The organism is Devosia psychrophila, from assembly GCF_000971275.1.
Lineage (GTDB): Bacteria > Pseudomonadota > Alphaproteobacteria > Rhizobiales > Devosiaceae > Devosia > Devosia psychrophila.
In genome coordinates, this window is sequence record NZ_LAPV01000129.1 from 122215 (window position 1) to 145055 (window position 22841).

The 22841-nt window shown below is 60.6% G+C and carries 30 protein-coding genes; 11 read left to right on the top strand and 19 right to left on the bottom strand.

Going from position 1 to position 22841, the window contains the following annotated elements:
• Positions 1 to 99: 99 nt before the first annotated feature.
• From fumC to ftsE, 6 genes are all read right to left on the bottom strand, one after another.
• Positions 100 to 1500, bottom strand: coding sequence for a class II fumarate hydratase (gene fumC, locus WH91_RS12805; RefSeq protein WP_046171394.1), 1401 nt, complete (start codon positions 1498 to 1500; stop codon positions 100 to 102).
• A gap of 120 nt (positions 1501 to 1620) precedes the next feature.
• Entirely contained in the window at positions 1621 to 1800 is a 180-nt protein-coding gene (gene rpmF / locus WH91_RS12810; RefSeq protein WP_046171453.1) for a 50S ribosomal protein L32, read from the bottom strand.
• 340 nt (positions 1801 to 2140) lie between these two features.
• Positions 2141 to 2479 carry a hypothetical protein gene (locus WH91_RS12815; RefSeq protein ID WP_046171395.1) on the bottom strand — a complete coding sequence of 113 codons (339 nt, stop codon included), beginning with the start codon at positions 2477 to 2479 and terminating at the stop codon, positions 2141 to 2143.
• 129 nt (positions 2480 to 2608) lie between these two features.
• Positions 2609 to 3418 carry a lysophospholipid acyltransferase family protein gene (locus tag WH91_RS12820; RefSeq protein ID WP_046171396.1) on the bottom strand — a complete coding sequence of 270 codons (810 nt, stop codon included), beginning with the start codon at positions 3416 to 3418 and terminating at the stop codon, positions 2609 to 2611.
• 220 nt (positions 3419 to 3638) lie between these two features.
• Positions 3639 to 4568, bottom strand: a complete 930-nt coding sequence (locus WH91_RS12825; protein ID WP_046171397.1) for a cell division protein FtsX — start codon at positions 4566 to 4568, stop codon at positions 3639 to 3641.
• Positions 4561 to 5223 carry a cell division ATP-binding protein FtsE gene (gene ftsE / locus WH91_RS12830; protein WP_046171398.1) on the bottom strand — a complete coding sequence of 221 codons (663 nt, stop codon included), beginning with the start codon at positions 5221 to 5223 and terminating at the stop codon, positions 4561 to 4563. Before ftsE ends, WH91_RS12825 begins: the two co-directional genes overlap by 8 nt.
• Before the next feature lie 228 nt (positions 5224 to 5451).
• Here ftsE and WH91_RS12835 point away from each other — a divergent pair, with 228 nt between their 5' ends.
• Together WH91_RS12835 and WH91_RS12840 are read left to right on the top strand one after the other, a co-directional pair.
• Positions 5452 to 6435, top strand: coding sequence for an MJ0042-type zinc finger domain-containing protein (locus tag WH91_RS12835; protein ID WP_046171399.1), 984 nt, complete (start codon positions 5452 to 5454; stop codon positions 6433 to 6435).
• Entirely contained in the window at positions 6435 to 6845 is a 411-nt protein-coding gene (locus WH91_RS12840) for a response regulator (RefSeq protein ID WP_046171400.1), read from the top strand. Before WH91_RS12835 ends, WH91_RS12840 begins: the two co-directional genes overlap by 1 nt.
• A gap of 40 nt (positions 6846 to 6885) precedes the next feature.
• Here WH91_RS12840 and lysA read toward each other — a convergent pair whose 3' ends face one another.
• The 3 genes from lysA to argH all read right to left on the bottom strand — a co-directional run bounded on the left by lysA (position 6886) and on the right by argH (position 10575).
• Positions 6886 to 8145, bottom strand: a complete 1260-nt coding sequence (gene lysA, locus WH91_RS12845; protein WP_046171401.1) for a diaminopimelate decarboxylase — start codon at positions 8143 to 8145, stop codon at positions 6886 to 6888.
• A gap of 179 nt (positions 8146 to 8324) precedes the next feature.
• A complete protein-coding gene (locus tag WH91_RS12850) occupies positions 8325 to 9044 on the bottom strand; it encodes a gamma-glutamylcyclotransferase (protein ID WP_158409561.1) in 720 nt (239 codons plus the stop codon).
• An 82-nt stretch (positions 9045 to 9126) separates the two neighbouring features.
• Positions 9127 to 10575, bottom strand: coding sequence for an argininosuccinate lyase (argH, locus tag WH91_RS12855; RefSeq protein WP_046171402.1), 1449 nt, complete (start codon positions 10573 to 10575; stop codon positions 9127 to 9129).
• A 22-nt stretch (positions 10576 to 10597) separates the two neighbouring features.
• Between argH and WH91_RS12860 the strand changes: the two genes are divergently transcribed.
• A complete protein-coding gene (locus WH91_RS12860; protein ID WP_046171403.1) occupies positions 10598 to 11260 on the top strand; it encodes a TlpA family protein disulfide reductase in 663 nt (220 codons plus the stop codon).
• Here WH91_RS12860 and WH91_RS12865 read toward each other — a convergent pair.
• The gene (locus tag WH91_RS12865; protein ID WP_046171404.1) at positions 11257 to 11478 is read right to left on the bottom strand and encodes a hypothetical protein; all 222 of its coding nucleotides are present in this window, start codon (positions 11476 to 11478) and stop codon (positions 11257 to 11259) included. The two genes, WH91_RS12860 and WH91_RS12865, sit on opposite strands and share 4 nt — an antisense overlap.
• 17 nt (positions 11479 to 11495) lie before the next feature.
• Complete coding sequence (locus WH91_RS12870; protein ID WP_046171405.1) at positions 11496 to 11678, bottom strand: putative motility protein; 183 nt, start codon at positions 11676 to 11678, stop codon at positions 11496 to 11498.
• 205 nt (positions 11679 to 11883) lie between these two features.
• Here WH91_RS12870 and WH91_RS12875 point away from each other — a divergent pair, with 205 nt between their 5' ends.
• Positions 11884 to 13014 (top strand): GGDEF domain-containing protein, encoded by a 1131-nt coding sequence (locus WH91_RS12875; RefSeq protein ID WP_046171406.1) that lies wholly within the window; start codon positions 11884 to 11886, stop codon positions 13012 to 13014.
• A gap of 25 nt (positions 13015 to 13039) precedes the next feature.
• On the opposite strand, the gene WH91_RS12880 is transcribed toward WH91_RS12875, so the two are convergent.
• The 3 genes from WH91_RS12880 to WH91_RS12890 are packed head-to-tail and all read right to left on the bottom strand — an operon-like array spanning position 13040 to position 14941.
• On the bottom strand, positions 13040 to 13636 hold the full coding sequence (locus tag WH91_RS12880; protein WP_046171407.1) for a cob(I)yrinic acid a,c-diamide adenosyltransferase: 597 nt from the start codon (positions 13634 to 13636) through the stop codon (positions 13040 to 13042).
• A gap of 54 nt (positions 13637 to 13690) precedes the next feature.
• A complete protein-coding gene (locus WH91_RS12885; RefSeq protein ID WP_046171408.1) occupies positions 13691 to 13891 on the bottom strand; it encodes a twin transmembrane helix small protein in 201 nt (66 codons plus the stop codon).
• A 6-nt stretch (positions 13892 to 13897) separates the two neighbouring features.
• The gene (locus WH91_RS12890; protein WP_143078083.1) at positions 13898 to 14941 is read right to left on the bottom strand and encodes a LysR substrate-binding domain-containing protein; all 1044 of its coding nucleotides are present in this window, start codon (positions 14939 to 14941) and stop codon (positions 13898 to 13900) included.
• On the opposite strand from WH91_RS12890, the gene WH91_RS12895 reads away from it, so the two are divergent.
• On the top strand, positions 14888 to 15835 hold the full coding sequence (locus WH91_RS12895) for an NAD-dependent epimerase/dehydratase family protein (RefSeq protein WP_046171410.1): 948 nt from the start codon (positions 14888 to 14890) through the stop codon (positions 15833 to 15835). The genes WH91_RS12890 and WH91_RS12895 overlap by 54 nt on opposite strands.
• Here WH91_RS12895 and gluQRS read toward each other — a convergent pair.
• A complete protein-coding gene (gene gluQRS, locus WH91_RS12900) occupies positions 15832 to 16689 on the bottom strand; it encodes a tRNA glutamyl-Q(34) synthetase GluQRS (RefSeq protein WP_046171411.1) in 858 nt (285 codons plus the stop codon). The genes WH91_RS12895 and gluQRS overlap by 4 nt on opposite strands.
• Positions 16690 to 16702: 13 nt before the next feature.
• Here gluQRS and WH91_RS25420 point away from each other — a divergent pair, with 13 nt between their 5' ends.
• The 6 genes from WH91_RS25420 (at position 16703) to WH91_RS23485 (ending at position 19270) form a co-directional block, all read left to right on the top strand.
• Positions 16703 to 16882 (top strand): hypothetical protein, encoded by a 180-nt coding sequence (locus WH91_RS25420; RefSeq protein WP_244542353.1) that lies wholly within the window; start codon positions 16703 to 16705, stop codon positions 16880 to 16882.
• Positions 16883 to 17362 (top strand): DNA-3-methyladenine glycosylase family protein, encoded by a 480-nt coding sequence (locus WH91_RS12905; protein ID WP_244542354.1) that lies wholly within the window; start codon positions 16883 to 16885, stop codon positions 17360 to 17362.
• A complete protein-coding gene (locus WH91_RS12910) occupies positions 17359 to 18018 on the top strand; it encodes an alpha/beta hydrolase (protein WP_046171412.1) in 660 nt (219 codons plus the stop codon). Before WH91_RS12905 ends, WH91_RS12910 begins: the two co-directional genes overlap by 4 nt.
• A gap of 88 nt (positions 18019 to 18106) precedes the next feature.
• Entirely contained in the window at positions 18107 to 18664 is a 558-nt protein-coding gene (locus tag WH91_RS12915; protein WP_046171413.1) for an HNH endonuclease, read from the top strand.
• A 61-nt stretch (positions 18665 to 18725) separates the two neighbouring features.
• The gene (locus WH91_RS12920; RefSeq protein ID WP_046171455.1) at positions 18726 to 18980 is read left to right on the top strand and encodes a type II toxin-antitoxin system ParD family antitoxin; all 255 of its coding nucleotides are present in this window, start codon (positions 18726 to 18728) and stop codon (positions 18978 to 18980) included.
• A complete protein-coding gene (locus WH91_RS23485) occupies positions 18980 to 19270 on the top strand; it encodes a type II toxin-antitoxin system RelE/ParE family toxin (protein ID WP_074797412.1) in 291 nt (96 codons plus the stop codon). The genes WH91_RS12920 and WH91_RS23485 overlap by 1 nt, the downstream gene beginning before the upstream one ends.
• On the opposite strand, the gene WH91_RS12925 is transcribed toward WH91_RS23485, so the two are convergent.
• From WH91_RS12925 to WH91_RS26145, 4 genes are all read right to left on the bottom strand, one after another.
• On the bottom strand, positions 19267 to 19776 hold the full coding sequence (locus WH91_RS12925; protein ID WP_052952820.1) for a disulfide bond formation protein B: 510 nt from the start codon (positions 19774 to 19776) through the stop codon (positions 19267 to 19269). The two genes, WH91_RS23485 and WH91_RS12925, sit on opposite strands and share 4 nt — an antisense overlap.
• A gap of 76 nt (positions 19777 to 19852) precedes the next feature.
• On the bottom strand, positions 19853 to 20689 hold the full coding sequence (locus WH91_RS12930; protein WP_046171414.1) for a DUF72 domain-containing protein: 837 nt from the start codon (positions 20687 to 20689) through the stop codon (positions 19853 to 19855).
• A gap of 24 nt (positions 20690 to 20713) precedes the next feature.
• Complete coding sequence (locus WH91_RS12935) at positions 20714 to 21004, bottom strand: DUF6958 family protein (protein WP_046171415.1); 291 nt, start codon at positions 21002 to 21004, stop codon at positions 20714 to 20716.
• Positions 21005 to 21533: 529 nt separating this feature from the next.
• Positions 21534 to 22694 (bottom strand): transposase, encoded by a 1161-nt coding sequence (locus WH91_RS26145; RefSeq protein ID WP_158409562.1) that lies wholly within the window; start codon positions 22692 to 22694, stop codon positions 21534 to 21536.
• Between the last annotated feature and the right edge of the window lie 147 nt (positions 22695 to 22841).

Consider the following 22841-nt stretch of genomic DNA (forward strand, 5'->3'; position numbering starts at 1 on the left):
TCCCTCCCCTGAATGGGGAGGGATCGAGGGTGGGTGATGGGGGCCACAAAGGCCCGTGGTAAACACTGACCTCGACGGGCGAGGGTTAGAAGTGCGGAGCTATTTTTTGAGCTTGAGCGGGCCGACCATTTGTTCGGGCTTTACCTCGGCATCGAATTCTTCGCCGGTGAGGAGGCCGAGCTTGACGGCTTCTTCGCGGAGGGTGGTGCCGTTCTTGTGGGCGGTCTTGGCGATTTTGGCGGCGTTGTCATAGCCGATCTTGCGGTTGAGCGCGGTGACCAGCATCAGCGACTTGTCGACCAGTTCCTTGATGCGGGCGCGGTCTGGCTCAATGCCGATGGCGCAGTTGTCGTTGAACGACTTGGCCGAATCGGCCAGCAAGCGGACCGACTGGAGAAAGTTGTAAGCGATGACCGGTTTGAAGACGTTAAGCTCGAAATTGCCCTGGCTTGCCGCAAAGCCGATAGCGGCATCGTTGCCCATGACCTGAGCGACAACCATGGTCATGGCTTCGGACTGGGTCGGGTTGACCTTGCCCGGCATGATCGATGAGCCGGGCTCGTTTTCGGGGATGGTGATTTCGCCGAGGCCGGAACGGGGGCCGGACGCCAGCCAGCGCACGTCATTGGCAATCTTCATGAAGGCCACGGAAAGCTGCTTTAGCGCGCCCGAGGTGCCGACAAAGGCGTCGTGGCCGGCCAGCAGGGCGAACTTGTTGGGGCCGGTGACGAACTCGTGGCTGGTGAGGCCTGCGATTTCCTTGGCGACGGCGACCGCGTAGTCGGGATGGGCATTGAGGCCAGTGCCGACGGCGGTGCCACCGAGTGCGAGTTCCCGAAGCTGGGGCAAGCTGACCTTGATGGCGGAGACGGCGTAATCGATCTGGGCGACCCAGCCGGAGATTTCCTGACCCAGGGTCAGCGGGGTCGCGTCCTGCAGGTGGGTGCGGCCGATCTTGACCACATCCATGAACTGTTCGGACTTGGCATGCAGCGTGTCGCGCAGCAGCTTTACGCGCGGGAACAGATAGTTCTCCAGTGCCTCGACGGCGGCGATATGCATGGCCGTGGGATAGGTGTCGTTGGACGACTGGCTCATGTTGACGTGGTCGTTGGGATGCACGGGCTTCTTGGAGCCCATGGTGCTGCCGGCCATCTCGATGGCGCGGTTGGAGATGACCTCGTTGACGTTCATGTTGGACTGGGTGCCCGAACCAGTCTGCCAGACGACGAGCGGAAAGTGGTCGGCCAGCTTGCCGGCAATCACCTCGTCGGCGGCGGCGATGATCAGGTCGCGGGTGGTTTCATCGAGTAGGCCGAGCTTGTGGTTGGCAAGCGCCGCGGCCTTTTTCAGCACGCCGAATGCGGTGATGATCTCGGTCGGCATCTTCTCGCCGCCGATATCGAAGTTCATCAGGCTACGGGCAGTCTGCGCGCCGTAATATTTGTCGGTGGGCACTTCGATGGTGCCCATGGTGTCCGATTCAACGCGCATGCTCATAAAGTCACTCCCGGATTGGCCGCGTCACAAGCGGCGAACAAAGCAAAACGGCCAACCCTGGTTAGAGGATCGGCCGTCGCAATAGCAGAAAGCAGGGCAGAGCGCGCCCCGTCTTTCGAATTACTTCTTGACGTTCAGGACCTGACGACCGCCGTACATGCCGGTCTTAAGGTCGATGTGGTGCGGACGGCGCAGTTCGCCCGAATCCTTGTCTTCGACAAAGGATCCTGCAGCGAGTGCATCGTGCGAACGGCGGAAGCCGCGCTTCATTGGCGAGGTCTTGCGTTTTGGCACTGCCATGGTCGGTACTCCGAATTCAATATCGTTGCGCCGCCGAAAGCGGCCCAGAGAGTTCATCTCTGAAGGGGTTGACGGGGTCTATAGAGGAAGAGACAGAGCTTGGCTAGGGGATTTTGAAAGAGTCGAGGCCGGCAATTTCCGGCGATCCGGCCGAGTACCTCCCCCTTGTGGGAGGGATCAAGGGGTGGGCTAATCTTCCCGCACTACATGTGAAGAAATACCCCCGCCCTGCTCGATCACGGACTTGGCACGCTAAGTCCTGTCTCGCGTCCCTCTCCACAAGGGGGAGGGAGCTTGACTGCAATTTCAGTAGAATCCAAAGGACAGTTCAGAAAAGACATCAGGCCGCTTGCGCGTGCAGGGGTTCGGCCCCTTCAAGATCCCAAATGATGCTGAGCCGCTCGGCAGTGCCGACGGAAAGCACGCGAAAGACGCGGTCGGCGCAATCGAGCGCCAGCCGGAAACGCGTGCGGCTCATCGGATCGGCGACCAGTTCAGCGGCCGAGCCAACCCACATGACGTGGCTACCCTTGGCGAGGAGGAACAAGTGCGGATCGCTCATGCCGAAATGCTCGAGATTTTCGCTGAGCAGATCATAGGTCTGGCCCGAGCGTCCCTGCCAGTTGCTGTGACGGCCAAAGCCGTGAACCAGAACGTTGTTTTCTACAATTCCAGTCATTTCACGCCCCGTCCCCGACATGTGTCTAATGAGAACAAAATTAGAACAAAACACGATGGGTGTCAAGTGCCACACTAGACAACATCTAGATGTATGTTCCCGTTCGCCATTCACGTCAACATGTAGTGGTTATTGGCGGGTAGCCCTCGCTTGGCGGACCGCGTCAACTCTCGCCTGAAACTCGGGACTCAACGGGTGGCCAAGGCCGCGATCGACGGCGTCTAGAATCATGTCATTTGAATTGTCTTCGATGGCGGATTTGAGGCGTTCCATGAAAACATCGGCGGTAAGGCCGGCTTCGATTGGGGGCAAGAACTTGCCCTCAGCAGTGCCTGGCCAGATCAACAGGCTGTTGCGGCCCCAGAACAGCCCCGAGTTCAGTGCGACCGGCACGACAGGAACATTGAGCTCCAAATAGAGCCGCACGATGCCCTGACGGTAGTCGGGCTTTGCCAAGGCCGCCTTGCGGGTACCTTCGGGGAAAATGACGATGCGGCAACCGCGGTCGACGGCGGCGTGGGCCTGGGCCATCATCAGCGGAATGGCCTCGGCGCCCTTGCGGCGGTCAACCTCGATGCAGTCGAGCGACCTGGCGGCCCAGCCAAAGAAGGGAATGCGCATCAGTTCCTTCTTGACGATATAGGCAGGACGACCTGCATGGGGAAAAATGGCGAAGACGTCCCAGTCGCTCTGATGCTTGCTGGCGATGATACAGCCGCCCTCGGGGATGTTTTCCTGGCCCGTCATTTTCGTTTTAACGCCGGCCAAATAGCGAACAAGTTTCAGGCTGGAGCGGCACCAGTATCTGGCAATGGCCGAGCTGAGCGGCGTACGGCCGCTAATGAGCGCAATAGTGCCAAGGGTGATCGCCACGAGTGCGGTCTGGCCGATGAAGAAAATATAGAAAACCGCGGTGCGCAGGGCTTGCAGGACTGCCATGAACCTCTCCAGCGACGGGGCGCCGCATCCTGCCTCTTAATAGGCAAACGGCAACTTGGCGAGGGTGTTCCCGGTTCAGAGCCCGTTTTGAAATTCTACTCTGTCGGCCATCTGCCGCGGTCTTCTGCGCTTCCGGTGCTCACCTACCTAACGTACGCTGCGCTCCGGTTCTCGAAAACCACGGCATCTGACTCGCCACAGCGAATTTCCAAACAGGCTCTCAGGAGGTTTCGGCGAGAAAGCGGCGCACGGTGACACGGGAGGTGATGGCGGTCAGTCCGGCAATAACCGGAACGACCGCCGCAATGCCGATAATGCCGGCGAGCCCAAGGGCGAAGCGGCCAAACAGCACGCCGACCTGGGCTCCGGCTTCGCTCGACAGCATGCCCCCTGCGGCGGTGCCGACGGCCGCAAAAAACAGCAGCGCGGCGACCGTGCCGACAAGTCCGCCTTGCAGACCGATGGACAGAAATCGCCCCTGGAATTCGCCGGCGATGAACTTGTTGGATGCGCCGATATAGTGAAGCACGTCGACGATTTCGCGATTGGTCGCCATGGCGCCACGGGTGGCAAAAACGATGGCAAGTACCGTGGCGGCGCCAATCAGGATCAATACCAGCAGGCCCGAAACGACGATGGTGCCGGCCATGGTGTTGAGCTGCTGCCGCCAGGCAGCATGGGTATTGAGGCTGGCTCCGTTGATGGCGCCGAGATTGCGCTCAAGCCCTTCGATATCGGCATCGACCGGATCGGCGAGCTGTACCACGACGAGGCGGGGAATTTCGATGGCGGTGAGGTCCAGACCTGCGCCAAGCCAGGGCTCAAGCAGGGCCTGGCTTTCCTCAATGGTCAAGGCGCGCGCCGAGGCGACGCCGGGGGTGGACTGGGCCAGCGAGACGGCCGTGCGCAGATTGCTCTCCATGACCTCGCCCTCGACGGGGCGGATCTGGATGGTGACCTCGCGGCCAACATCGGATGACCAGGCGATGGCCGACTTTTGCACCAGGACCACGCCGCCTAGAGTGACGGCCGAGAGAAAGCTCATGATGGTTATGAGCAGCAGCAGAGTTCGGCCGGCGACGCTCTTTTCGGGAACGATAGGGGCAGCGCCCTTGCGAGGGGGAATCAGCGAACGGATGCGCTCAATCATGGATCACCAACTCGCCCTTGGAGAGCAGCATGCGCGGATAGTTGAACTTGTCGAGCAAAGGCAACTCATGGGTGGCGAGAATTATGGTCATGCCCAGGGTGCGGTTGAGTTCGGCAAACAGATGGACCAGCCGGCTCGACAGGTCCGGATCGACATTGCCAGTCGGCTCGTCGGCCAAGAGGACTTTGGGGCGGGCGATGACAGCGCGGGCAATGGCAGCACGCTGCTTCTCACCGCCGGACAGCAGCGAGGGCAGGGCATTCATGCGCTCGCCCAGGCCGACCCACTCAAGCAATTCGGTGACATTAGGGCGATATTCGCTTTCGGGCTGGCCCAGCACGCGCAGCGGCAAGGCCACATTCTCGAACGTCGTCAGATGGTCGAGCAGGCGAAATTCCTGGAACACGATGCCAATATGGCGCCGCATCTGCAGCAGGCGATCATGGGTCAGATCGCTGACATCCTCGCCAAACATGGTGACCTGGCCGCGGCTGGGTTTCAGCGACAGCAGCAGCAGGCGGAGCAGGCTGGTCTTGCCGGCGCCGGATGGCCCGGTGAGGAAATGAAACGAGCCGGGCTCGACGGAAAAGGTCAGGTCCCGCAGAATTTCCGGACCATTGCCATAGCGCAACCCGACATTGGAAAATTCGATCAAGAGGTCAGGCTCCCGGAAAGGTCCGCTTAGGGGCGAATCAGGTGTTACGCCTATCATAACAGCCCTGAAGGCAGCACGCGCATGGTGGCGGTCATGGGCGGGATCAAAGCGGCACAAATGTGGTGGATTGTCAGGGCAGTGCAGTGGAGGCGATCGGAGTTTGAGGAGTTTTAACCCCCGGTCGATAGTATCGGCCTTCTGTAACTGAGTCCCAATCCGTCTGGCCCGATGATCATCACCTGTCCGCACTGCCAGACCAAATATCAGGTGACCTACGAGGCCATCGGATCGGTTGGTCGTAAAGTGCAGTGCGCGCAATGCCAGAAGGCCTGGCAACAGCGGGCACTGGAAAAGGAAGTCCCGCCGACGCCAGAGCAGAAAAAGGCTTCGGAAGCGATCGCCGAAGATGGTCTCGACGACGCCATGGCGGCTGAAGAGCGGACGGTGAAGGACGAAGCGGCGCGGTTCATGGCGCTGGAAAAGGCCGCCGAGGAAGCTCAGCATAGAGCCGCGGCAGCCAGCAAGGTCGACACGGCAGTGTTGCGCAAGCGGCAGAAGGATTTTCGACGCCGCCAGAGTGCCATGGTGGCCGAATTGCCGCTGGCCAAGTTGCGGCGCAGCCTGCGCATTGGCGGCACGTTGATACTCGTTGGCATTGTCGCAACGGGTTATTTCGGGCGCGTCATGGTGGTGGAGAAATTCCCCGCCATGGCTGGCGTCTATGCGGCGGTGGGGCTTGGCGTCAATGTCGTGGGCTTGGATTTCTCCAATGTCAGCACGCTGCAATCACTGCGCGACGGCAAGGAGGTGCTGTCGGTCTCGGCCCAGATCGTCGGGCTGATGTCAGAGCCGGTGAGCGTACCGGCCGTGGTGGTAACGCTGCTCGATAGCCATGGCCAAGGCATCTATGAATGGAGCGTCACCCCGGCGGTGCGCGACCTGATGGCGGGCGAGCGGGCGACATTTGATACGCAACTGACCATGCCACCGGGTGATGCTGCCAGCCTGCGGCTGAGTTTTGCCGGCGGCCAGGGCATACCCCTGGTCTCAGCGGGGGCGTCGGCGGAGGGCGTGGCAAGCCCGGGCGAACACGAAGCTGCACCGCCGACCCGACATGCCGTAACGGGTGAGCCGGCTGTTCAGGCCGAAACAAATGAACATACGGCGGCCCCCGCCGTTAGCGAACACACTAATGCTCCGGAGCATCATTGATGGCCCGAATTCTGGTTGCCGAAGACGATCCATCGGTGCGCGCCTTTGTGGTGAGCGCCCTGACGATGAAGGGTCACGAAGTCATTGCCGAAGAAGACGGTGGTCTGGCGGCCGAGACCGCCGACGCCGAAAACGGCCGGTTCGAGCTGCTGCTGAGCGACATCAAGATGCCGATCATGGATGGAATCGGGCTGGCGCTGCATGTGGCGGCGAAGTTTCCTGATATCATCATCGTGCTGATGACCGGCTTTGCCGACCAGCGCGAGCGGGCCCATGGGCTAGATGCGCTGATCTACGACGTGATCACCAAGCCGTTCACGCTGGCCGAGCTGTTGCAGAAGGTGGATGACGCGCTGGCGGGCAAGCCCGTTGAGGTGCTGTCGCTCGGGCGGCAGGCTCGGGAAGAATAACGCGCTCTTCACCTCTCTGCCAAAGGGAAAGGTGAGAAAGTCAGAGCCAGTCGGGCACGCTATCCAGAGCGATCAGTTCATCGATCGACTTGCGGGGCCGGATGACGTGGAAGCGGTCGCCATCGACCAGCACTTCGGGGACCAGCGCCCGCGAATTGTAGGTCGAGGCCATGACTGCTCCATAGGCACCCGCGCTCATGATGGCCAGCAGGTCGCCCTCCTTGACGCCGGGCATGGTGCGGGCCTTGGCCAGGTAATCCCCCGTCTCGCACACCGGGCCGACGATATCGGCAGTGATCGGCGCAAGGTTTGAGTGATTGACCGGCACCACGTCGTGATGGGCCTCGTACAGCGTCGGGCGGATCAGGTCGTTCATGGCCGCGTCGACGATAACGAAATTGGTGCTGCCTTGCTTCACATACTCGACCTTGGTGACGAGAATGCCGGCATTGCCGACCAGCAGGCGACCGGGCTCGATGATCAAGGTGCAGCCGAGCTGCCCGATCTTGTCGCGCACCACGGCAGCATAGGCGCTGGGCAGGGGCGGCGCCGTCTCGTCGACATTGTAGGGAATGCCGAGGCCACCGCCGACATCGACGTGGCGAATATCGTGGCCATCGGCCTTGAGCGCAGTCACCAGTTCGGCCATCAGGCCAAAGGCGGTGCTGAAGGGTTCCAAATCAGTAAGCTGGCTGCCGATGTGCATGTCGACGCCGACGGCTTCGACATTGGGCAGTTCGGCGATGCGGCGATAAACGTCGCGAGCCCGCGCGAAGGGAATGCCGAACTTGTTCTCGGCCTTGCCGGTGGAAATCTTGGCATGGGTGCGGGCATCGACGTCGGGGTTGATGCGGACGGAAACGCGGGCGGTGAGGCCCATGTCGGATGCGACCATGGAGAGGCGTTCGAGCTCGGGCTCGCTCTCGACATTGAAGCACTTGATGCCCGCCTGAAGCCCCCGGCGCATTTCTGCAATGGTCTTGGCGACCCCGGAAAACACGATCATGTCGGGCTTGATGCCAGCGGCAAGGGCGCGTTCCAACTCGCCGAGCGAGACCACGTCGGCGCCAGCGCCTTCCGAAGCCATCAGCCTGAGCACGGCCTGGTTGGAATTGGCCTTCATGGCATAGGCGAGGAGCGTTGGAATGCCCTCGAACGCCGCCTTCACCACGCGCACATGCCGGCGCAGGGTGGCGCTGGAATAGACGTAGAACGGCGTGCCGACCTTGGCGGCGAGCTCGTTCAGGTTGACGTCCTCGGCATAGAGAGTGTCGTCGCGATGGGTGAAATGGTGGACCATTTTGCTCTCGAACTGCCCACACCCACAATGTCACCCCGGCGAAGGCCGGGGCCCATCCTGAGATTGGGGGATTGGTAGCACCTCAGGATGGGTTCCGGCCTGCGCCGGAATGACATCGAGAGGGCTGATGACTTCGGGATAAATCCCTAGTGCAAGCGCCGTTGAAACGGAAGCGAGAGTTAGTGATCGGGCTCATAGGCGGCCTCGATGCGGTCGGCGACGAGGGACTGCAGCTGCCATAGATGGGGATCATGAATGCCCATGTCTTCGAGGTGCTGCACGGTGGCATAGAGGTATTGGGCCATCGAGCCACGCGAGCCGACGGCGGTGGCCAACATATCGGCGATCTCGCCCATCGAGAGGCCCGAGACATAGCGGCCGGAATGGCGGTCGATGCAGAAGGTGATGGCGCGGATGATCCGGTCGCCGGATTTGACATTGACCCAGCGCGGCGGGAAGGGCGAGGGCAGCCAGCCCATTTCGCGTTCCAGCAGCTTGGTCATGTTTTCGTCGAGCTGGCCGGTGGGAAGGCGATACAGCACGCCGTTGCAGGCGCCGCCGCGATCGAGCGCCAGCATCAGGCCCGGATTGGCGTCGGAGCCGCGAAAGCGGTTGTTCCAGCCAAGGCAAAAGGCGCGATGCCAGCCGCGCACCAGGCCGGTGCGCATCTCGACGAAGTCGCAGGCCGGTTTCCAGATCAGCGAGCCATAGGCGAAGATCCAGACCTCGTCATGGCCACGGTCAGGGCCAAGCAGGGTATCGATGGCCTGGGCATGGTCATCCGGCGTTGCCGCGTGCATCCCGGCAGGCGGAGGCGGCATCTCGTCGGACGGATCGTCAGCCTGTAGATAGCCGACATGGCGCTCGGTGAGGCGCATTTGCCGGGAATGTTTAGCCAAAGGACGCTCCGTGATCCCCTTCCCCGCGAGGGAGAAGGTGGCGCATGACGCCATGCCAAGAACGGTGGCTTATTCGCCTACTTCATTCAACCCCGCCGTCGCCATGGCCGCCATGCTTTTTCCTGGCGAGGGGCTTTGGCTCGTGCGACACGCCGGTGAGTTCGGTCTTCCAGCGGGCGGCCTGGAACAGGACGTTGGCCGGGGCTGTGCCGCCGTAGGACTTGCGGGCGGCGACCGAAGCCTCGACCGTCAGCACCTTGTGGATGCGCGAATCGATGCGTTGGTCGACGAACTTGAAGTCCTCGATGGTCAGGCCTTCGAGGCCACAGCCCTTCTGTTCGGCGAGCGCGACGATGGTACCGGTGATGTGGTGGGCATCGCGGAACGGAATATTGAGCTCGCGCACCAGCCAGTCGGCGATATCGGTGGCGGTGGAAAAGCCGGCGGCGGCCGAGATGCGCATGCGCTCGCGATTGGGCGCCATGTCGCCGACCATGCCGGTCATGGCGGCGAGGGACAGCGACAGGGAATCCAGCGCGTCGAAGGCAACTTCCTTGTCTTCCTGCATGTCCTTGGAATAGGCCAGCGGCAGGCCCTTCATCACGACGATCAACGAGGTCAGCGCGCCGAGGATACGGCCGATCTTGGCGCGTACCAGCTCGGCGGCGTCAGGATTGCGCTTTTGCGGCATGATCGAGCTGCCGGTGGTGAACTTATCGCTAAGGCGGACGAAGCCGAACTGGGCCGAGGACCAGATTACCATTTCCTCGGCGAAACGCGACAGGTGCATGGCGCAGATCGAGGCAGCGGCGAGGGTCTCGATGATGAAATCGCGATCGGAGACGGCGTCGAGCGAATTGGCGGTGGGCCGGTCAAAGCCGAGCTTTTCGGCGGTCATCTGCCGGTCGATCGGATACGGCGTACCGGCGAGCGCGGCTGAGCCCAAAGGCGATTCGTTGAGACGCTTGCGGGCGTCGAGCAGGCGGCCGGCGTCGCGACCGAGCATTTCGACATAGGCCAGCAGATGATGACCAAAGGTCACCGGCTGGGCGCTCTGCAAATGGGTGAAACCGGGCATAATGGTCTCAGCTTCTTCCTCGGCCTTGGTCACCAGCGCCAGTTGCAGCGTGTGAACCTGGACCACCAGCGTATCGATGGTATCGCGGACATAGAGCTTGAAGTCGGTTGCAACCTGGTCGTTGCGCGAGCGTGCGGTATGCAGACGTCCGGCGGCATCGCCGATTTTTTCGCGGAGACGGCTCTCGACATTCATGTGAATGTCTTCAAGCGCCCGCGAGAACGTGAAACGGCCGCCCTCGATTTCGGCCAGTACCTCGGTTAGACCCGATACGATGCTGTCGCGGTCTTCCTGCGTCAGAATGCCCGTTTCGGCGAGCATTGTGGCATGGGCGATCGATCCGGCAATATCCTGGCGGAACAGGCGCTGATCGAAGCCGATCGACGCGTTGATTTCTTCCATGATGGCGTCGGGGCCGGTGGCAAACCGTCCGCCCCACATCTTGTTGCTCATCGAATACCCCGGAGACTAGTTCATGACCGATACGCACGCGCCCCGCCCCGGAGCAACGAGCCGGGTTCGGCTGTGGATCATCCTGGGCTTGGCTGGATTGGCGCTAGCTATAGCGGCGTGGGTCATGCTCGGCAATGCCGGGCAGGCAAAGGAATGTCCCGTGCAGAACGAAGCCGCCACGGCCATCGGCGATGCTGCAATGGGTGAGCTGGCGGCGCTGAATGGCACGGGCGAAGGGCGTGGCTATGCGACCATGGCGTTTAAGGACGCGGCCAGCGCGGACATGACGATCGCAGATTTCAAGGGCAAGGCGTTGCTGGTGAATTTCTGGGCCAGTTGGTGCGTGCCGTGCCGCGAGGAAATGCCGGCGCTCGATGCGCTGGCGACGAAATACAATTCCGACGCCTTCATGGTGCTGCCGATCAATCTCGATATCGGTGCCAACGGGCTGGAAAAAGCACAGGCGTTTCTCGATGACAATCAGTTCGCCAACCTGCCGCTTTACGCGGACAATACGTTCGCGGCCTTTGAGCGGCTGAAGCAGCAGGCGGTGGCCATCGGACTGCCGGCGACATTGGTGCTGGACCAAAATGGCTGCGAGCTGGCGGTGCTGCAGGGGCCGGCGGAGTGGAACACGCCGGATGGCGAGCGGGTGATTGCGGCCCTGCTAGGGCTCGGCGCCTAGATCAGCTTGTCCACGACGGCGCCGGAGCTGAGGGGCAATGCGTCGGCTTCGCCGGTCGGGCTGAGCTGTGCGGCCTTGTGCTGTTCGTCATCGACGGCATTCATCAGCTTCAGGCGCAGTTCGGCGACCTTGAGCAGCGATGCGTTCTGGGGTGTTCCTGATTGATCGACCATGCGGTTGATCATGACGCTTGGGCTGATTCCGAGAGCATTGCTCATCGCGCATCCTCCTGTGGTCAGGCGAGCTTGTTGACTTTCGCGCCCTGACCGGGCGGTGGGGCCGAAAGCGCCGTCTGCATCAGCGTTTCCAGCAGGTCGGTCTGCATTTCGTGGGCTTTCTTGAACACCGCAACCTGCATGCTGGTTTGCAGCTTGCTCGAGTTCATCGCAACCACTTGCATCGTAAGGTCGCTATTCATGATGGACCTCCTGTGCTGACAGCACGCTGCCACGTTAGGAGCAAGGTGTGAACAAAGACTTGGCCGGTCATGTCATTTTGATGAAATTTGTCGCTTAAAACTGCGCATTAACTGTGCGGCAAGGAGAGCAGCCCACAAGGATAGTAACACCACTGAGCCCTTACTTTTTCAAGGGCAGATAGAAGCTTAGATTGCCAAAGGGCGCATGAACCATATGCTTGTCCAGGAACTTGTAATCGCCCTGATCCACGGCATCAGCTTGCTGGCGCTGCTGGCGATCTGTTTTGGCCAGGTGGAACGGCAATATTGGCTGCGCTCGTTGCGATCCTTAGTGCAAGGCCTGATCTTTGGCTGCGGTGGCGTCATTTCCATGATGGCACCGGCGCGGATCGGCGATGGCATCATTGTCGACGCTCGGGCGCTGATCGTGGCTTTTGCCGCGGCATTCGGCGGCTGGCCGGCGGCTCTGGTGGCCGTGGCAATCAGCGGCACGTACCGGCTGTGGCTGGGCGGGCTTGGGGCTACGCCCGGCGCTGCGGGAATAGCCGTTGCGGCCTTGCTGGGTCTGGGCTGGCGCTATTTTCTGCGACCCAAGACGCCCATCAAGGCGCGTCATCTGGTGGTGCTGGGGCTCGTTGTCTCCTTTTATCTCTTCACGGGCATCGTCATGGGCTATTCGACGATGACGACTCTAATCGCCATTATTGCACCCTACATGGTGGCTGCCTCGGTGTTTGCCTCTGTGCTGCTGGGTCTGTTCGTCGATCGCGAGCTCAACCAGATCGACCGGGAGCAATCCTGGAAAACCCGCGCGTTGACCGATACGCTGACGACCCTGCCGAACCGGCGCGCCTTCGAGCGTGGCATTGCCGGCCTGCGGCTTGAAAACAAGGAATCGGCGCTGCTGATCCTTGATCTCGACCATTTCAAGCTAGTGAATGACACCCATGGCCATGCGGCGGGCGACTATGTGCTGCAGCAGGTGTCGATGATCCTGCGTGCCAATATGCGCAATAGCGATTTGCTGTCACGGCTGGGCGGAGAAGAACTGGCGGTGCTGCTGCCCGACACTGGGACGGTCAAGGCGCAGGAAATTGCCGAGCGGTTGCGCAGCGCCATCGAGAGTCTGGATATTCAGTGGGAAAGTCACACCATTAAGATTACTGCCAGCTTCGGCGTCTCGGTGGCTCCGGGTGCAACGCCTAGCAATGAGCTGTTCATGCAGGCCGATGCGGCGCTTTATGCCGCCAAGCGCAATGGCCGCAATCGGGTGATGCTGTCCGGCGTAACGCTGTTGAGCCCGACTATGAGCCTTGGTTCGCAGTCGGGCCATTGATCGACCCGGCGCCCGACCGCGCGGCTTAACCGCCTTTTTTCACATCGCCATAATTGCCGGGGACCCAGAGCACGTCCTTGGCGCCATTGTTGTTGGCGACTCGGGACAGCACGAACAGCAGGTCCGACAGGCGATTGAGATAGCGCAAAGCCTCGGGGCTGGTGTCGGTCTCGGTGGTTGCCAGTTCGGCAGTGATGCGCTCGGCGCGGCGCGTCACGGTTCGCGCGAGATGCAGCGATGCTGACAGAGGCGTGCCGCCGGGCAGGATGAAGCTATTGAGCGGCGCCAGATCGGCATTGAAATGGTCGATCTGCTTTTCGAGGAACTCGGTCTGGACCGGGCGAATGCGCAGCGAGGGATAGTCCGCATCCGAAGCATCGGCGCCTGGCGTTGCAAGGTCCGAACCGACGTCGAACAGATCGTTCTGGATGCGGCCGAGGATCATGTCGATCTTGGGCATCGAACCGGTATGAACGCGGCACAGGCCGACGCAGGCATTGGTTTCATCAACCGTGCCATAGGCTTCGACGCGCAGGTCGAACTTGGCCCGCCGCGGGCCGCGCACCAGACCCGTGGTGCCGTTATCGCCAGTCTTGGTATAGATGCGATTGAGCTTGACCATTAGCTGGGCATGACCTTTTCAAAAAACCGGCAACCACTATTTTGGGTCGTGCCTTTACCCGCGCGCGCCACCGAAGAAGAACAAGGCGCCCATCAGCAGGATCAGCGCGATGGCCTGGCCGATGACGCGCAGCCGCATGAGGCGCTGGCTGGTATTGCCCGGCCCGCCCTTGAGCATGTTCCACAGTCCCATACCGAGCACGACGATGACAAACAATAGGGCGAGGGCAATGGCAATATTGAGAATGGTCTGCATGGAATCCTACCGGAAGGTGTACTGGCCTTTGATATACGCATCGAGGCCCTCGGCCAGAGCATCATAGATGGCACGAATCCGGTGCGACGTGAACAATTCCCTGTGTGTGGTGAGCCAGACTTCGAGCGGCGGAATATTGAGCTCGATCGGCAGGGCAATCATGCCGGGCGTGTCGCGCACCAGGCTCGCCTGGGCAAAACCGACGCCAAGCCCGGCGCACATCAGCGACCACAGCAAGGGCTGGTTGTCAGTGCGAAGCCGGAAATGATCACGCGTCAGTTTCATTCCTAGCTTCTGGGCGTGGGCGATGATGCCGTCAAAGCGGTCGAAGCCGATCATGTCATGGGTGAACAGGTCTTCCACGGTCATCGGCGTGCCCCGGCGGGTCAGATAGTCGCGATGGGCGGCCGGTACGATGGCAATGTCGCCGAGGCGCTTGGTCACCAGTTCGAGCTGGGTAGGCCGGAACATGCGGATGGCGATGTCCGCCTCGCGCAGCAGCAGGTTTTCGGTTGAATCTGACGGGACGATTTCGATCGCGATGCCCGGATGGCGTGCGCGAATGGGCAGCAGCAGTTGCGGCAGAACGTGGTTGGAGATGATATCGCTGGCAGTGACGCGGACGGTGCCGCCCAGGGCATCCTGCGCGCCTTCGGCCATGATGGCGGCTTCAGCGAGCGAGGATTGGGCGCGAGTGACCGGCTCGTAAAGGCGCAGTGCGGTACTGTTGGGCTTGAGGCCGCTGAGGCTGCGTTCGAATAGGGCTATGCCCAGATCGGCTTCGAGCGTTTCAATGTGGCGACCGACTGTCGGCTGGCTGATGCCGAGCTCGCGCGCGGCAGCGGAAAGCGAGCCATTGCTGACAACCGCCACGAAACTCCGCCATAGCGCCCAATCTGGCTCTCTATTCATAATTGAATGTTTAATCTCCAAATTCAAGCAATACCGAAACGGTAGTGAATAGATGATGCTGTGTCCGTCAACAAGGAAACAGCGATGAGCAAGGGTAATGTCACGGTTCTGGGGATCAATGGCCATATTGGCCATCATGCTGCGCAGGCGTTCCACGATGCCGGCTTTACGGTGAAGGGGTTTGGCCGGACCAATCGGCTGCCGATCTCGGGTGTCAGTTTCGTGCCGGGTGATGCGGGCAGTCTTGAGGATCTGCAGCAGGCGATTGCCGGCGCTGACATCGTCGTCAATGCGCTGAACCTGCCCTATGACAAGTGGGACAAGGGCCGCGCCGAAGCGCAACTGGCCACGGTGATTGCCGCCATGGGCGACAGTGGCAAGACGCTGATGTTCCCTGGCAATATCTACAATTACTCCGCCAGCGACAGGCGGGTCGTGCCTTCAACGCCGCAGCACCCACAAACGCCACGCGGCGCTATCCGGGTGCGGCAGGAAGAGATGCTGGCTGCAGCCTCAGAGGCAGGAAAGTTCCGGACCATCATCATCCGGGCCGGAGACTTCTATGCGCCCAATACCGTGGGTGACTGGTACGACCAGGCGATAATGATGGATGCCCGGAAGGGGAGAATTCATCGCATGGCCGATGCCGACCTGGGCCATGCCTGGGCTTATCTGCCCGATCTGGGCCGGGCTTTCGCAACGTTGGGAGAGCAGCGCGAGACGCTGGGCGCCTTCGAGACCTTCCACTTTGCCGGGCATTACGTGACGCATGGGGCGCTGATGGGGGCTATCCAAAAAGCCTCGCCGGCTCCGCTCAAGGTGGTGCCTTTGCCCTGGATCGTGCTGTACGCCATGGGTCTGACCAGCGGCGTGATGCGCGAAGTGGTCAAGATGCGCTACCTTTGGAACAATTCGATGGAACTGGTCGATCCCCGGCTTGAGGCGATGCTGGGACCGGATTTCGGAACGCCATTCGAGGTGGCGGTGGCCGCGACGGTGGCGCCGTTCTTGAGCCAGAAACTTGTGGTCTAAAGCCCGACGGCACGCCGCACATCCTCCGGCGTCCAGCCTTTGGCGCGCAGGTCGGCCAAGCCTTCCGAATTGCGCGTTTTTGCAAGCTTCTTGCCGTCGTCGTTGAGGATGAGCTTGTGGAAATTGTAGATGGGCGAGGGCAAGCCGAGTAGCATTTGCAGCAGCGCATGGATGTCGGTCGCGGCTTCCATGTCGCGCCCGCGGGTGACATGCGTGATGCCCTGCTCCGCATCGTCGACCACGACGCTGAGGTGATAGCCGGTCGGCATGCCTTTGCGCTGCAGCACCACATCGCCCCAGCGCTCGGGCCAAGCGTGACGGATCTGCGGGCGGTCGGTGATCAGCGGGCCGACCACGGAAAAGGTCAACATGCCAACGCGGTCCATTGCCTTTTCAACGTCTAGCCGGAACTGCACGGGGTCGCCGCGTTCTAGCCGCTCGATCTGTTCACCGCGTTGCATGTGCCGGCAGGTGCCGGGATAAAGCGGCGCGCCGTCGGGGTCGTTTCCCTCGGAAGAAGCGGCCAGTTCAGTGCGGCTACAGAAGCAGGGATAGAGCAGGCCTTGGTCGCGCAGGTGATTACCCGCATCGGCGTAGATATCCATGCGCTCGGACTGCAGCATGACAGGTTCGGGCCAGCTAAAGCCGAGCCAATGCAGGTCTTGGAAAATCGCGGCGACAAATTCGGGTTTACTGCGTTCGAGATCGATGTCTTCGATGCGCAGCAGCGCTATGCCGCCAAGCTGGCGGGCGGCGTTCCAGGAATAGAGCGCTGAGTAAGCATGGCCGAGATGCAGCCTGCCATTGGGGCTGGGTGCAAAGCGAAGGACTGGTTGTGAGAGTTTTTGCGACACCGGGCATTTCTACATGAGCCAAATCCTGCCGTCACCGCGCATCGACAGCGCCGAAGCGATTGCCGCCCACATCGAATTGCTGGTGGAGGTCGATCCGCGCCTGGTCGCGGTGCGTGACTTTGCCGGACCGGTGCAGCCGCGCATCAACCCGTCGGGCTTTGCAGGCATCGCCAAGGTGATCACCGGACAGTAATTGTCGGTTACCAGCGCCTCCGCGATCTGGGGCCGGTTCGAGCAATTGCCGGGCGCGCTCGATCCCGTGACCTATTTGGCGCTGAGCGAAGAAGCGGTGCGGGCGACGGGGTTTTCTGGCAGCAAGTTCCGCACCGTACGGGTCATCGCCGAGGCCATTGCCGCGGGGCAACTCGATTTCACCCAACTCGAAACGCTACCTGCGGAGGATGCAGTCCACTATCTGGTGGCACATAAGGGAATCGGGCCGTGGACGGCCGAGGTCTACCTGATGTTCTGCGCCGGACATCCCGATGTGTTTCCCGCCGGCGACCTGGCCTTGCTGAAAGCTGTGCAGCATGGGCTCGGGCTTGACGCGCGGCCGAGCATCAAGGACATGATCAGCATCGCTGCCGGCTGGGCGCCGTATCGCTCAGCGGCGGCTTTGTTGTTCTGGCGCTATTTCGCGGTGATGCGCGATCGAGAAGGAATTTTGCTGTGACCAAGCTATCCGGCCCCATGTTGCTCCCCACCTCGGGCGTCGCGCCCAAGCAAGCGGTGGTGTTGCTGCATGGCTATGGCAGCAATGGCGAAGATCTGATTGGGTTGGCGCCGCACTGGCGCAGCGCGCTGCCCGATGCGCTGTTTGTGGCGCCAAATGGTCCCAACCAAAGCGACGGATTTGGGGATGGCTATCAGTGGTTTGAGATCGATTTCACCGGTGACCGGCTGGCTGCGCGCCAGACCGGCGTGATCAGTGCCCGGCCGATCCTGATGCAATTCCTAGAGGATATGTGGGCGCAGACCGGCATTTTACCTAAAGACACGATACTGGCCGGCTTCAGTCAGGGCGCCATGATGGCACTGCATGTGGGGCTGTCACTGGAGACGCCGCTGATGGGCGTCATCGCCTTTTCGGGCGCGTTCCTGCCGCCAGACGGCTTTGACGAACCCGGCCGCGCCAAAGTGCCCGTTTGTATCATTCACGGCGATATGGATGACGTCGTCAGTCCCGACTTCAGTGCAGACGCGGACGCGGTCTTGCGGCAAGCGGGCTATGACGTGAGCTATCATGTCACCGAAGGCGTTGGCCACGGCATCGCGCCGGATGGGCTCGAGTTTGCCACGCAGTTCATCGCCCGCGTTTCACAAAAATAACTGGCAGACGCCCGCTTCACAGGCCTGACATATTTGGCCTAGTATAAGGGGCTATGGACTTACTCGATTCCCGTTCCGGGAGACTCCAGTGACCATCCACGTGTCGCCCGAGTCCTGTCCCGCACTAGTACTGAACGCCGACTTCCGGCCGCTCAGCTACTACCCTTTATCCCTATGGTCCTGGCAGGACGCTATAAAGGCGGTGTGCCTCGATCGGGTTAATATCGTATCGCTGTATGACACGGTGATCCATTCGCCTAGCTTCGAGATGCGCCTGCCCAGCGTGGTATCGCTGCGGGATTATGTGAAACCGGCGCGGCGTCCGGCATTTACCCGCTTCAATGTCTTCCTGCGAGATCGTTTCCAGTGCCAATATTGCGGCAGCAAGGATGACCTGACCTTTGACCACGTCATCCCGCGCTCCAAGGGCGGACAGACGACCTGGGAAAATGTGGTAGCGGCTTGCGCACCCTGCAACCTGCGCAAGGCCAACCGGATGCCAAGCGAAATCCGCATGTTTCCTTACCAGACCCCGTATCATCCGACGGTGCATGACCTGCACAACAACGGCCGGGCCTTCCCGCCGAACCATCTGCACCAGAGTTGGCTGGATTATCTCTACTGGGATATTGAACTGGAGCCTTAGTCCTTGCCGGACAAGCATCCAATAACTATTATTGGTGCTGTTCATAGGCAGCAGGCGAATGATGGCCATCAGTGCAGAACTTGGCGAGAACCTTGAAAAGGTCGTAGCCGACCTGGTCGAGAACGGCCGCTACAATTCCAAGAGCGAGGTTTTACGCGAAGGCGTGCGCCTGGTGCAGGAGCGCGAGGCGCGGCTGAAGGAATTGCAGGACTCCATTCAATTGGCGACTGCGCAGATCGATGCCGGTTTAGGCTTATCCGAGGCGGAAGTGTTCGATGAGCTTGAGCGGCGTTATTCGGACGATAGTGGGCATTAATGCCGCTCATCATATCGCCATTTGCCCGGCAAGATCTTGAGGAAATTGGTGCATTTATTGCGGCCGACAATCGCACAAGAGCGCGGACCTTCAACCAAGAATTACGGCAAGCCTGCCGGACCCCGACGCGCGAGCCAAATCGCTATCCGCTGGACCCAGACCTCGGCACTGGAGTGCGAAGGCGAGCTTATGCAAGTTACCTCATTTTCTATCTCGTGCGCGGAGAACACACCATCATCGTGTTACGCGTAGTGCATAGCGCAAGAGATGTGCGACAGTTGTCCTTTTAGCCCCGCTTGTGCCGACGCGTCTGTGCCCAGATCGACATTGCAAGCAGCGCCATGATGGCGACTGAAATCAGCGCATTATAGCCGGCTAGCGAAATGCCAAGGAAGCGAAACTGCACGACGTCGCAGCCTATGACGGGGGTCAGGTTGTCGAGCGAGCTGAAATCCATCATTTCGCCCACGCCGGTGCAGGCAGTTGGGCCGGGCCAGAAGCCCCATTCGACGCCCGCATGGTACGTGCCCATAGAGGCGCCCCAGACGAAGATGGCGGTGACCACGGCCATGGCGATGTACCAGACTGCCAGTGGCAGGCGGTTCCAGGTGACCAGCACGGCCAGCAGAATGGGCAGGCCGTAGTAATAGGGGAGGCGCTGCTCGAGGCAAAGCTCGCAAGGCACCAGCCCGCCGATCAGCTGCGATCCCCATACAGCGGCAATAGTCGCTAGCCCGAGCACAAAAGCAAAGCCCGCCAATTTCTTGTCGAGCGGATGAAGGATGGATGCAGCCATGCTGGGAACTCTTGGGTGACGCTGTGGCTGGATAGACCGCGGTTGCGGCAAATTCCAGCGGGGAACGGGCTTGTGATCAGTCGCTCGGCAAGGCGATACCTGTGGCCTGACGCAAGGCAATCGCACTGGCCGGGGCGTGCAGTTTGTCCTCGTGCACGAAATAGGCAAACACATCCTTGCCCGCATCGGCCCATGCATTGGTAATGTTTGCCCAATCGGCGATATCGTCTGCGCCATAGCCTTGCGCATCACCACGAGCGGGTCCCTGCAGGCGGCAATAGGCAAAGTCGGCTGTCAATTCGCGCGCAGGGTTTTCGGCAGTGTCGGCGATGACACGGGCCACATTGTGCTCGGCCAGCAGCGCATTTACCTCGGGGTCGTCGAAGCTGGCGTTGCGCATCTCGATGGCGTGGCGAATGGGACCAACGCCGGTTATGTCAAGGAATGGCGTGGACTTCAGGCGCTCGTCCGCCTTGCCGGCCTGCGTAACATAGTCCGCGGTGGTCTTGGGCAGCATGGACAGGAAGGCACTGAGCACGCCGCGGTCATAGCTGAGGTTGGGAGGCAGCTGCCAGACGAAGGGGCCGAGCTTGCTGCCAAGGGCCAGTGGGCCGGAGGCAAAGAAATTTGCCAGCTCGGACTCGTAGTTCTTGAGCCGCTTGATGTGGGTGACCAGTTGCGGACCCTTGATAGAGAAAACGAAGCCATCATGGCTTGCCTCGCGCGCCCATCTGGCAAAGCTTTCAGGCTTCTGGTTGGCGCGGAAAGTGGCGTTGATTTCAATGCTGCCAAGGCGCGAACTGGCGTAGGCCAGCTCCTTCTTTTGCACGAGGCCTTCGGGAAAAAACGTGCCGCGCCAGGGTTCGAACACCCAGCCAGCGGTTCCGGTGCGTATCAATCCTTGGGTGCTCACAAAACCACTCCCTCGGCGGCTGGGCTACAAAAGGAAAAATCGCGCGGGCTTCTTGAGCGTCCGGCCGATAATGCCTTTGGCTTCCAGATCCAGCTGAACCCCTTTTCGCCACCACCCGGCCGCAGCGCCGTCCGGAAAGTGCACCTGTGACAGGATGGGCTCGATCAGGGCACGAATTTCAGCGTCGGTCAGGCCAGGCCTTCCGGTCGGAAGCACGGCCAGATAGGCCTCACGCATTGCAGCAAACTTGTTCGCATCCACCCGCGTCACCTCACCCGGCGTGAGCACGCTTTCCATTTCGTAGACGCGGGACATTGACCTATCTCCAAGATTTCCGGCTGTTGTACACCAGCTTGGCCACTTAGCATATCAGTCTGGTCTACCTAGAAAATGCGAAGGTCGGGCAGTGGAATATCCAAGGGCCCGACCTTTGATGTAGTCACCTCAAACCTTCTATCCAACGGGGCCAAAAGCTCTTTTTTACAGACGGTTGAAATGTATCTTACTACCCCAAAAGGTCCGCCGCCCAGGTCGCAGCTCTAACGCAAACAAAAAGGACCACGCGATCCCGCGTGGTCCTCTGATATGTCATGGCGGCTTCAGCTACAGTATACAGCGCCCCAAATTTTACGAGTCGAGTGGCAAGCCTCGGAGGCTTTCTACTTCGGACCTGCGATAGAAGATGGAGGTGGTCCCACTAAGTTTGGTGCCAGGGATGCTAATTGCGGCCGTCAGTCCCATGCGGAAAGCGTTCGCACGTTACGATCTAAAACCAGCAAGCGTCTTGCCCCTCTAATCGATAAGTACGGATCGCCAAAAGCTTCGACTGCTACGCGATCGAAAATCAAAAAGGGCTTTGTCTGCCAGGGCAGATCCGGCCGAGCAGCATCTCCCCCTCTGCATGAGTTAGAATTCGAAACAAAATATAGAATACCTTTTCAATCAGCTCGCAACATTGGGTATCACGCAACCGGTACTTGGCGAGATGTTCTGGCAGACGGGGTAAGACGCTGCGAGCTCTTTGGCGGACTCGCACCCCTTCGCGTGGCTCAATCAATAATTGTTCGAATTGTGCAGCGCCGTGACCCAGGAGGTCAAAACCCGCTGCACGTCGATCCTTTCCAGCGATGACGCCGACATGCGGGCGCTGCCGCATCAGATCGTGGCCCGCGGAGTGGCAAATTTGGGTCACCGCTTCCAGCGAGATTTTGTCCAATAAGGCAGACTCCTTGGCAGCAATTATCCCGAGCCTCGAAAGCACGTAGCGCTGGAAGTCGTCGATCTTCGTGTACACAGGCTGGATGCTGTGCAGCTCGTCGAGTAGCAGGCTGGTCTGGTAGCCCGGGTCCAACCTCGGCACGTCGAGCTGAGGACCCCTAAGCGAGATTAGAGCGACGCCATGATCGAGACAAACGTCGACGACGGCGGCAGTCCATTCGGCTCGACCGGTAACCACTTGATCAAGCGCGGTTCCCGGCCATGCGGCTATTGAGCCCATCGCACAGCGCGGACAAATCCGTATTACGGAGCGCGGGTTGACCTTCGTTTCTAGCATCGTACCGTTGAGGACCATCAGATGCCGATTGATGCGTCTTGGCGTCCAACGGATGAGTTTATCGCCGTCGGCGCCGTCATACCTGCGAAATGGCGCACAGCTTCGGGATCTCCGTGCTGGATAGCACGAAGGTTGAGACCGTAGTCTCTGCAGAATTCTTTTGGTGTCCGGCAACCGAAGAACGCGGTCACCCTGCCGCTCCAGCTTCCGGCTCGAGGTCAGCTGATGCAGGTACCCATAGACGTAGTGCTTGAGCATCGTGCCCGGCGCGTAGCCGGGTCTGCTGGTCGATGCGGGCTGGACGCGGGCGAAGCCGAGTTCGGCCAGATCCAGTTCATCGGCAAAGGCATCGATGATGCGAACTGGGTTATCCGCTTCCACATTGTCTTCGAGACACGCCGGCAGAAAGCTCGCCTGCTGTCGGTCAGCAACTTCAACGAAACGTCCCATCTGGCACGTCCGAAGCAGTGCCACATCATAGCATAATCAGGAGTTTTCACACAGCCTCCACCCCATTGACGACCCCTAGGCAAAGGCCGGCGCAGGGCAGGTAGGGCCGGCAGCGGGTTGGCTGCTTTGGCTGTACGTAGAAATGAT

Excerpts from the sequence above, each read along its gene's own strand:
- fumC (WP_046171394.1), bottom strand. The coding sequence starts at position 1,500 with ATGAGCATGCGCGTTGAATCGGACACCATGGGCACCATCGAAGTGCCC.
- rpmF (WP_046171453.1), bottom strand. The coding sequence starts at position 1,800 with ATGGCAGTGCCAAAACGCAAGACCTCGCCAATGAAGCGCGGCTTCCGC.
- WH91_RS12815 (WP_046171395.1), bottom strand. The coding sequence starts at position 2,479 with ATGACTGGAATTGTAGAAAACAACGTTCTGGTTCACGGCTTTGGCCGT.
- WH91_RS12820 (WP_046171396.1), bottom strand. The coding sequence starts at position 3,418 with ATGGCAGTCCTGCAAGCCCTGCGCACCGCGGTTTTCTATATTTTCTTC.
- WH91_RS12825 (WP_046171397.1), bottom strand. The coding sequence starts at position 4,568 with ATGATTGAGCGCATCCGTTCGCTGATTCCCCCTCGCAAGGGCGCTGCC.
- WH91_RS12835 (WP_046171399.1), top strand. The coding sequence starts at position 5,452 with ATGATCATCACCTGTCCGCACTGCCAGACCAAATATCAGGTGACCTAC.
- WH91_RS12840 (WP_046171400.1), top strand. The coding sequence starts at position 6,435 with ATGGCCCGAATTCTGGTTGCCGAAGACGATCCATCGGTGCGCGCCTTT.
- lysA (WP_046171401.1), bottom strand. The coding sequence starts at position 8,145 with ATGGTCCACCATTTCACCCATCGCGACGACACTCTCTATGCCGAGGAC.
- argH (WP_046171402.1), bottom strand. The coding sequence starts at position 10,575 with ATGAGCAACAAGATGTGGGGCGGACGGTTTGCCACCGGCCCCGACGCC.
- WH91_RS12860 (WP_046171403.1), top strand. The coding sequence starts at position 10,598 with ATGACCGATACGCACGCGCCCCGCCCCGGAGCAACGAGCCGGGTTCGG.
- WH91_RS12865 (WP_046171404.1), bottom strand. The coding sequence starts at position 11,478 with ATGAGCAATGCTCTCGGAATCAGCCCAAGCGTCATGATCAACCGCATG.
- WH91_RS12870 (WP_046171405.1), bottom strand. The coding sequence starts at position 11,678 with ATGAATAGCGACCTTACGATGCAAGTGGTTGCGATGAACTCGAGCAAG.
- WH91_RS12875 (WP_046171406.1), top strand. The coding sequence starts at position 11,884 with ATGAACCATATGCTTGTCCAGGAACTTGTAATCGCCCTGATCCACGGC.
- WH91_RS12880 (WP_046171407.1), bottom strand. The coding sequence starts at position 13,636 with ATGGTCAAGCTCAATCGCATCTATACCAAGACTGGCGATAACGGCACC.
- WH91_RS12885 (WP_046171408.1), bottom strand. The coding sequence starts at position 13,891 with ATGCAGACCATTCTCAATATTGCCATTGCCCTCGCCCTATTGTTTGTC.
- WH91_RS12895 (WP_046171410.1), top strand. The coding sequence starts at position 14,888 with ATGAGCAAGGGTAATGTCACGGTTCTGGGGATCAATGGCCATATTGGC.
- WH91_RS12890 (WP_143078083.1), bottom strand. The coding sequence starts at position 14,941 with ATGATGGCCAATATGGCCATTGATCCCCAGAACCGTGACATTACCCTT.
- WH91_RS25420 (WP_244542353.1), top strand. The coding sequence starts at position 16,703 with ATGAGCCAAATCCTGCCGTCACCGCGCATCGACAGCGCCGAAGCGATT.
- WH91_RS12920 (WP_046171455.1), top strand. The coding sequence starts at position 18,726 with ATGGCCATCAGTGCAGAACTTGGCGAGAACCTTGAAAAGGTCGTAGCC.
- WH91_RS23485 (WP_074797412.1), top strand. The coding sequence starts at position 18,980 with ATGCCGCTCATCATATCGCCATTTGCCCGGCAAGATCTTGAGGAAATT.
- WH91_RS12925 (WP_052952820.1), bottom strand. The coding sequence starts at position 19,776 with ATGGCTGCATCCATCCTTCATCCGCTCGACAAGAAATTGGCGGGCTTT.
- WH91_RS12935 (WP_046171415.1), bottom strand. The coding sequence starts at position 21,004 with ATGTCCCGCGTCTACGAAATGGAAAGCGTGCTCACGCCGGGTGAGGTG.
- WH91_RS26145 (WP_158409562.1), bottom strand. The coding sequence starts at position 22,694 with ATGGGACGTTTCGTTGAAGTTGCTGACCGACAGCAGGCGAGCTTTCTG.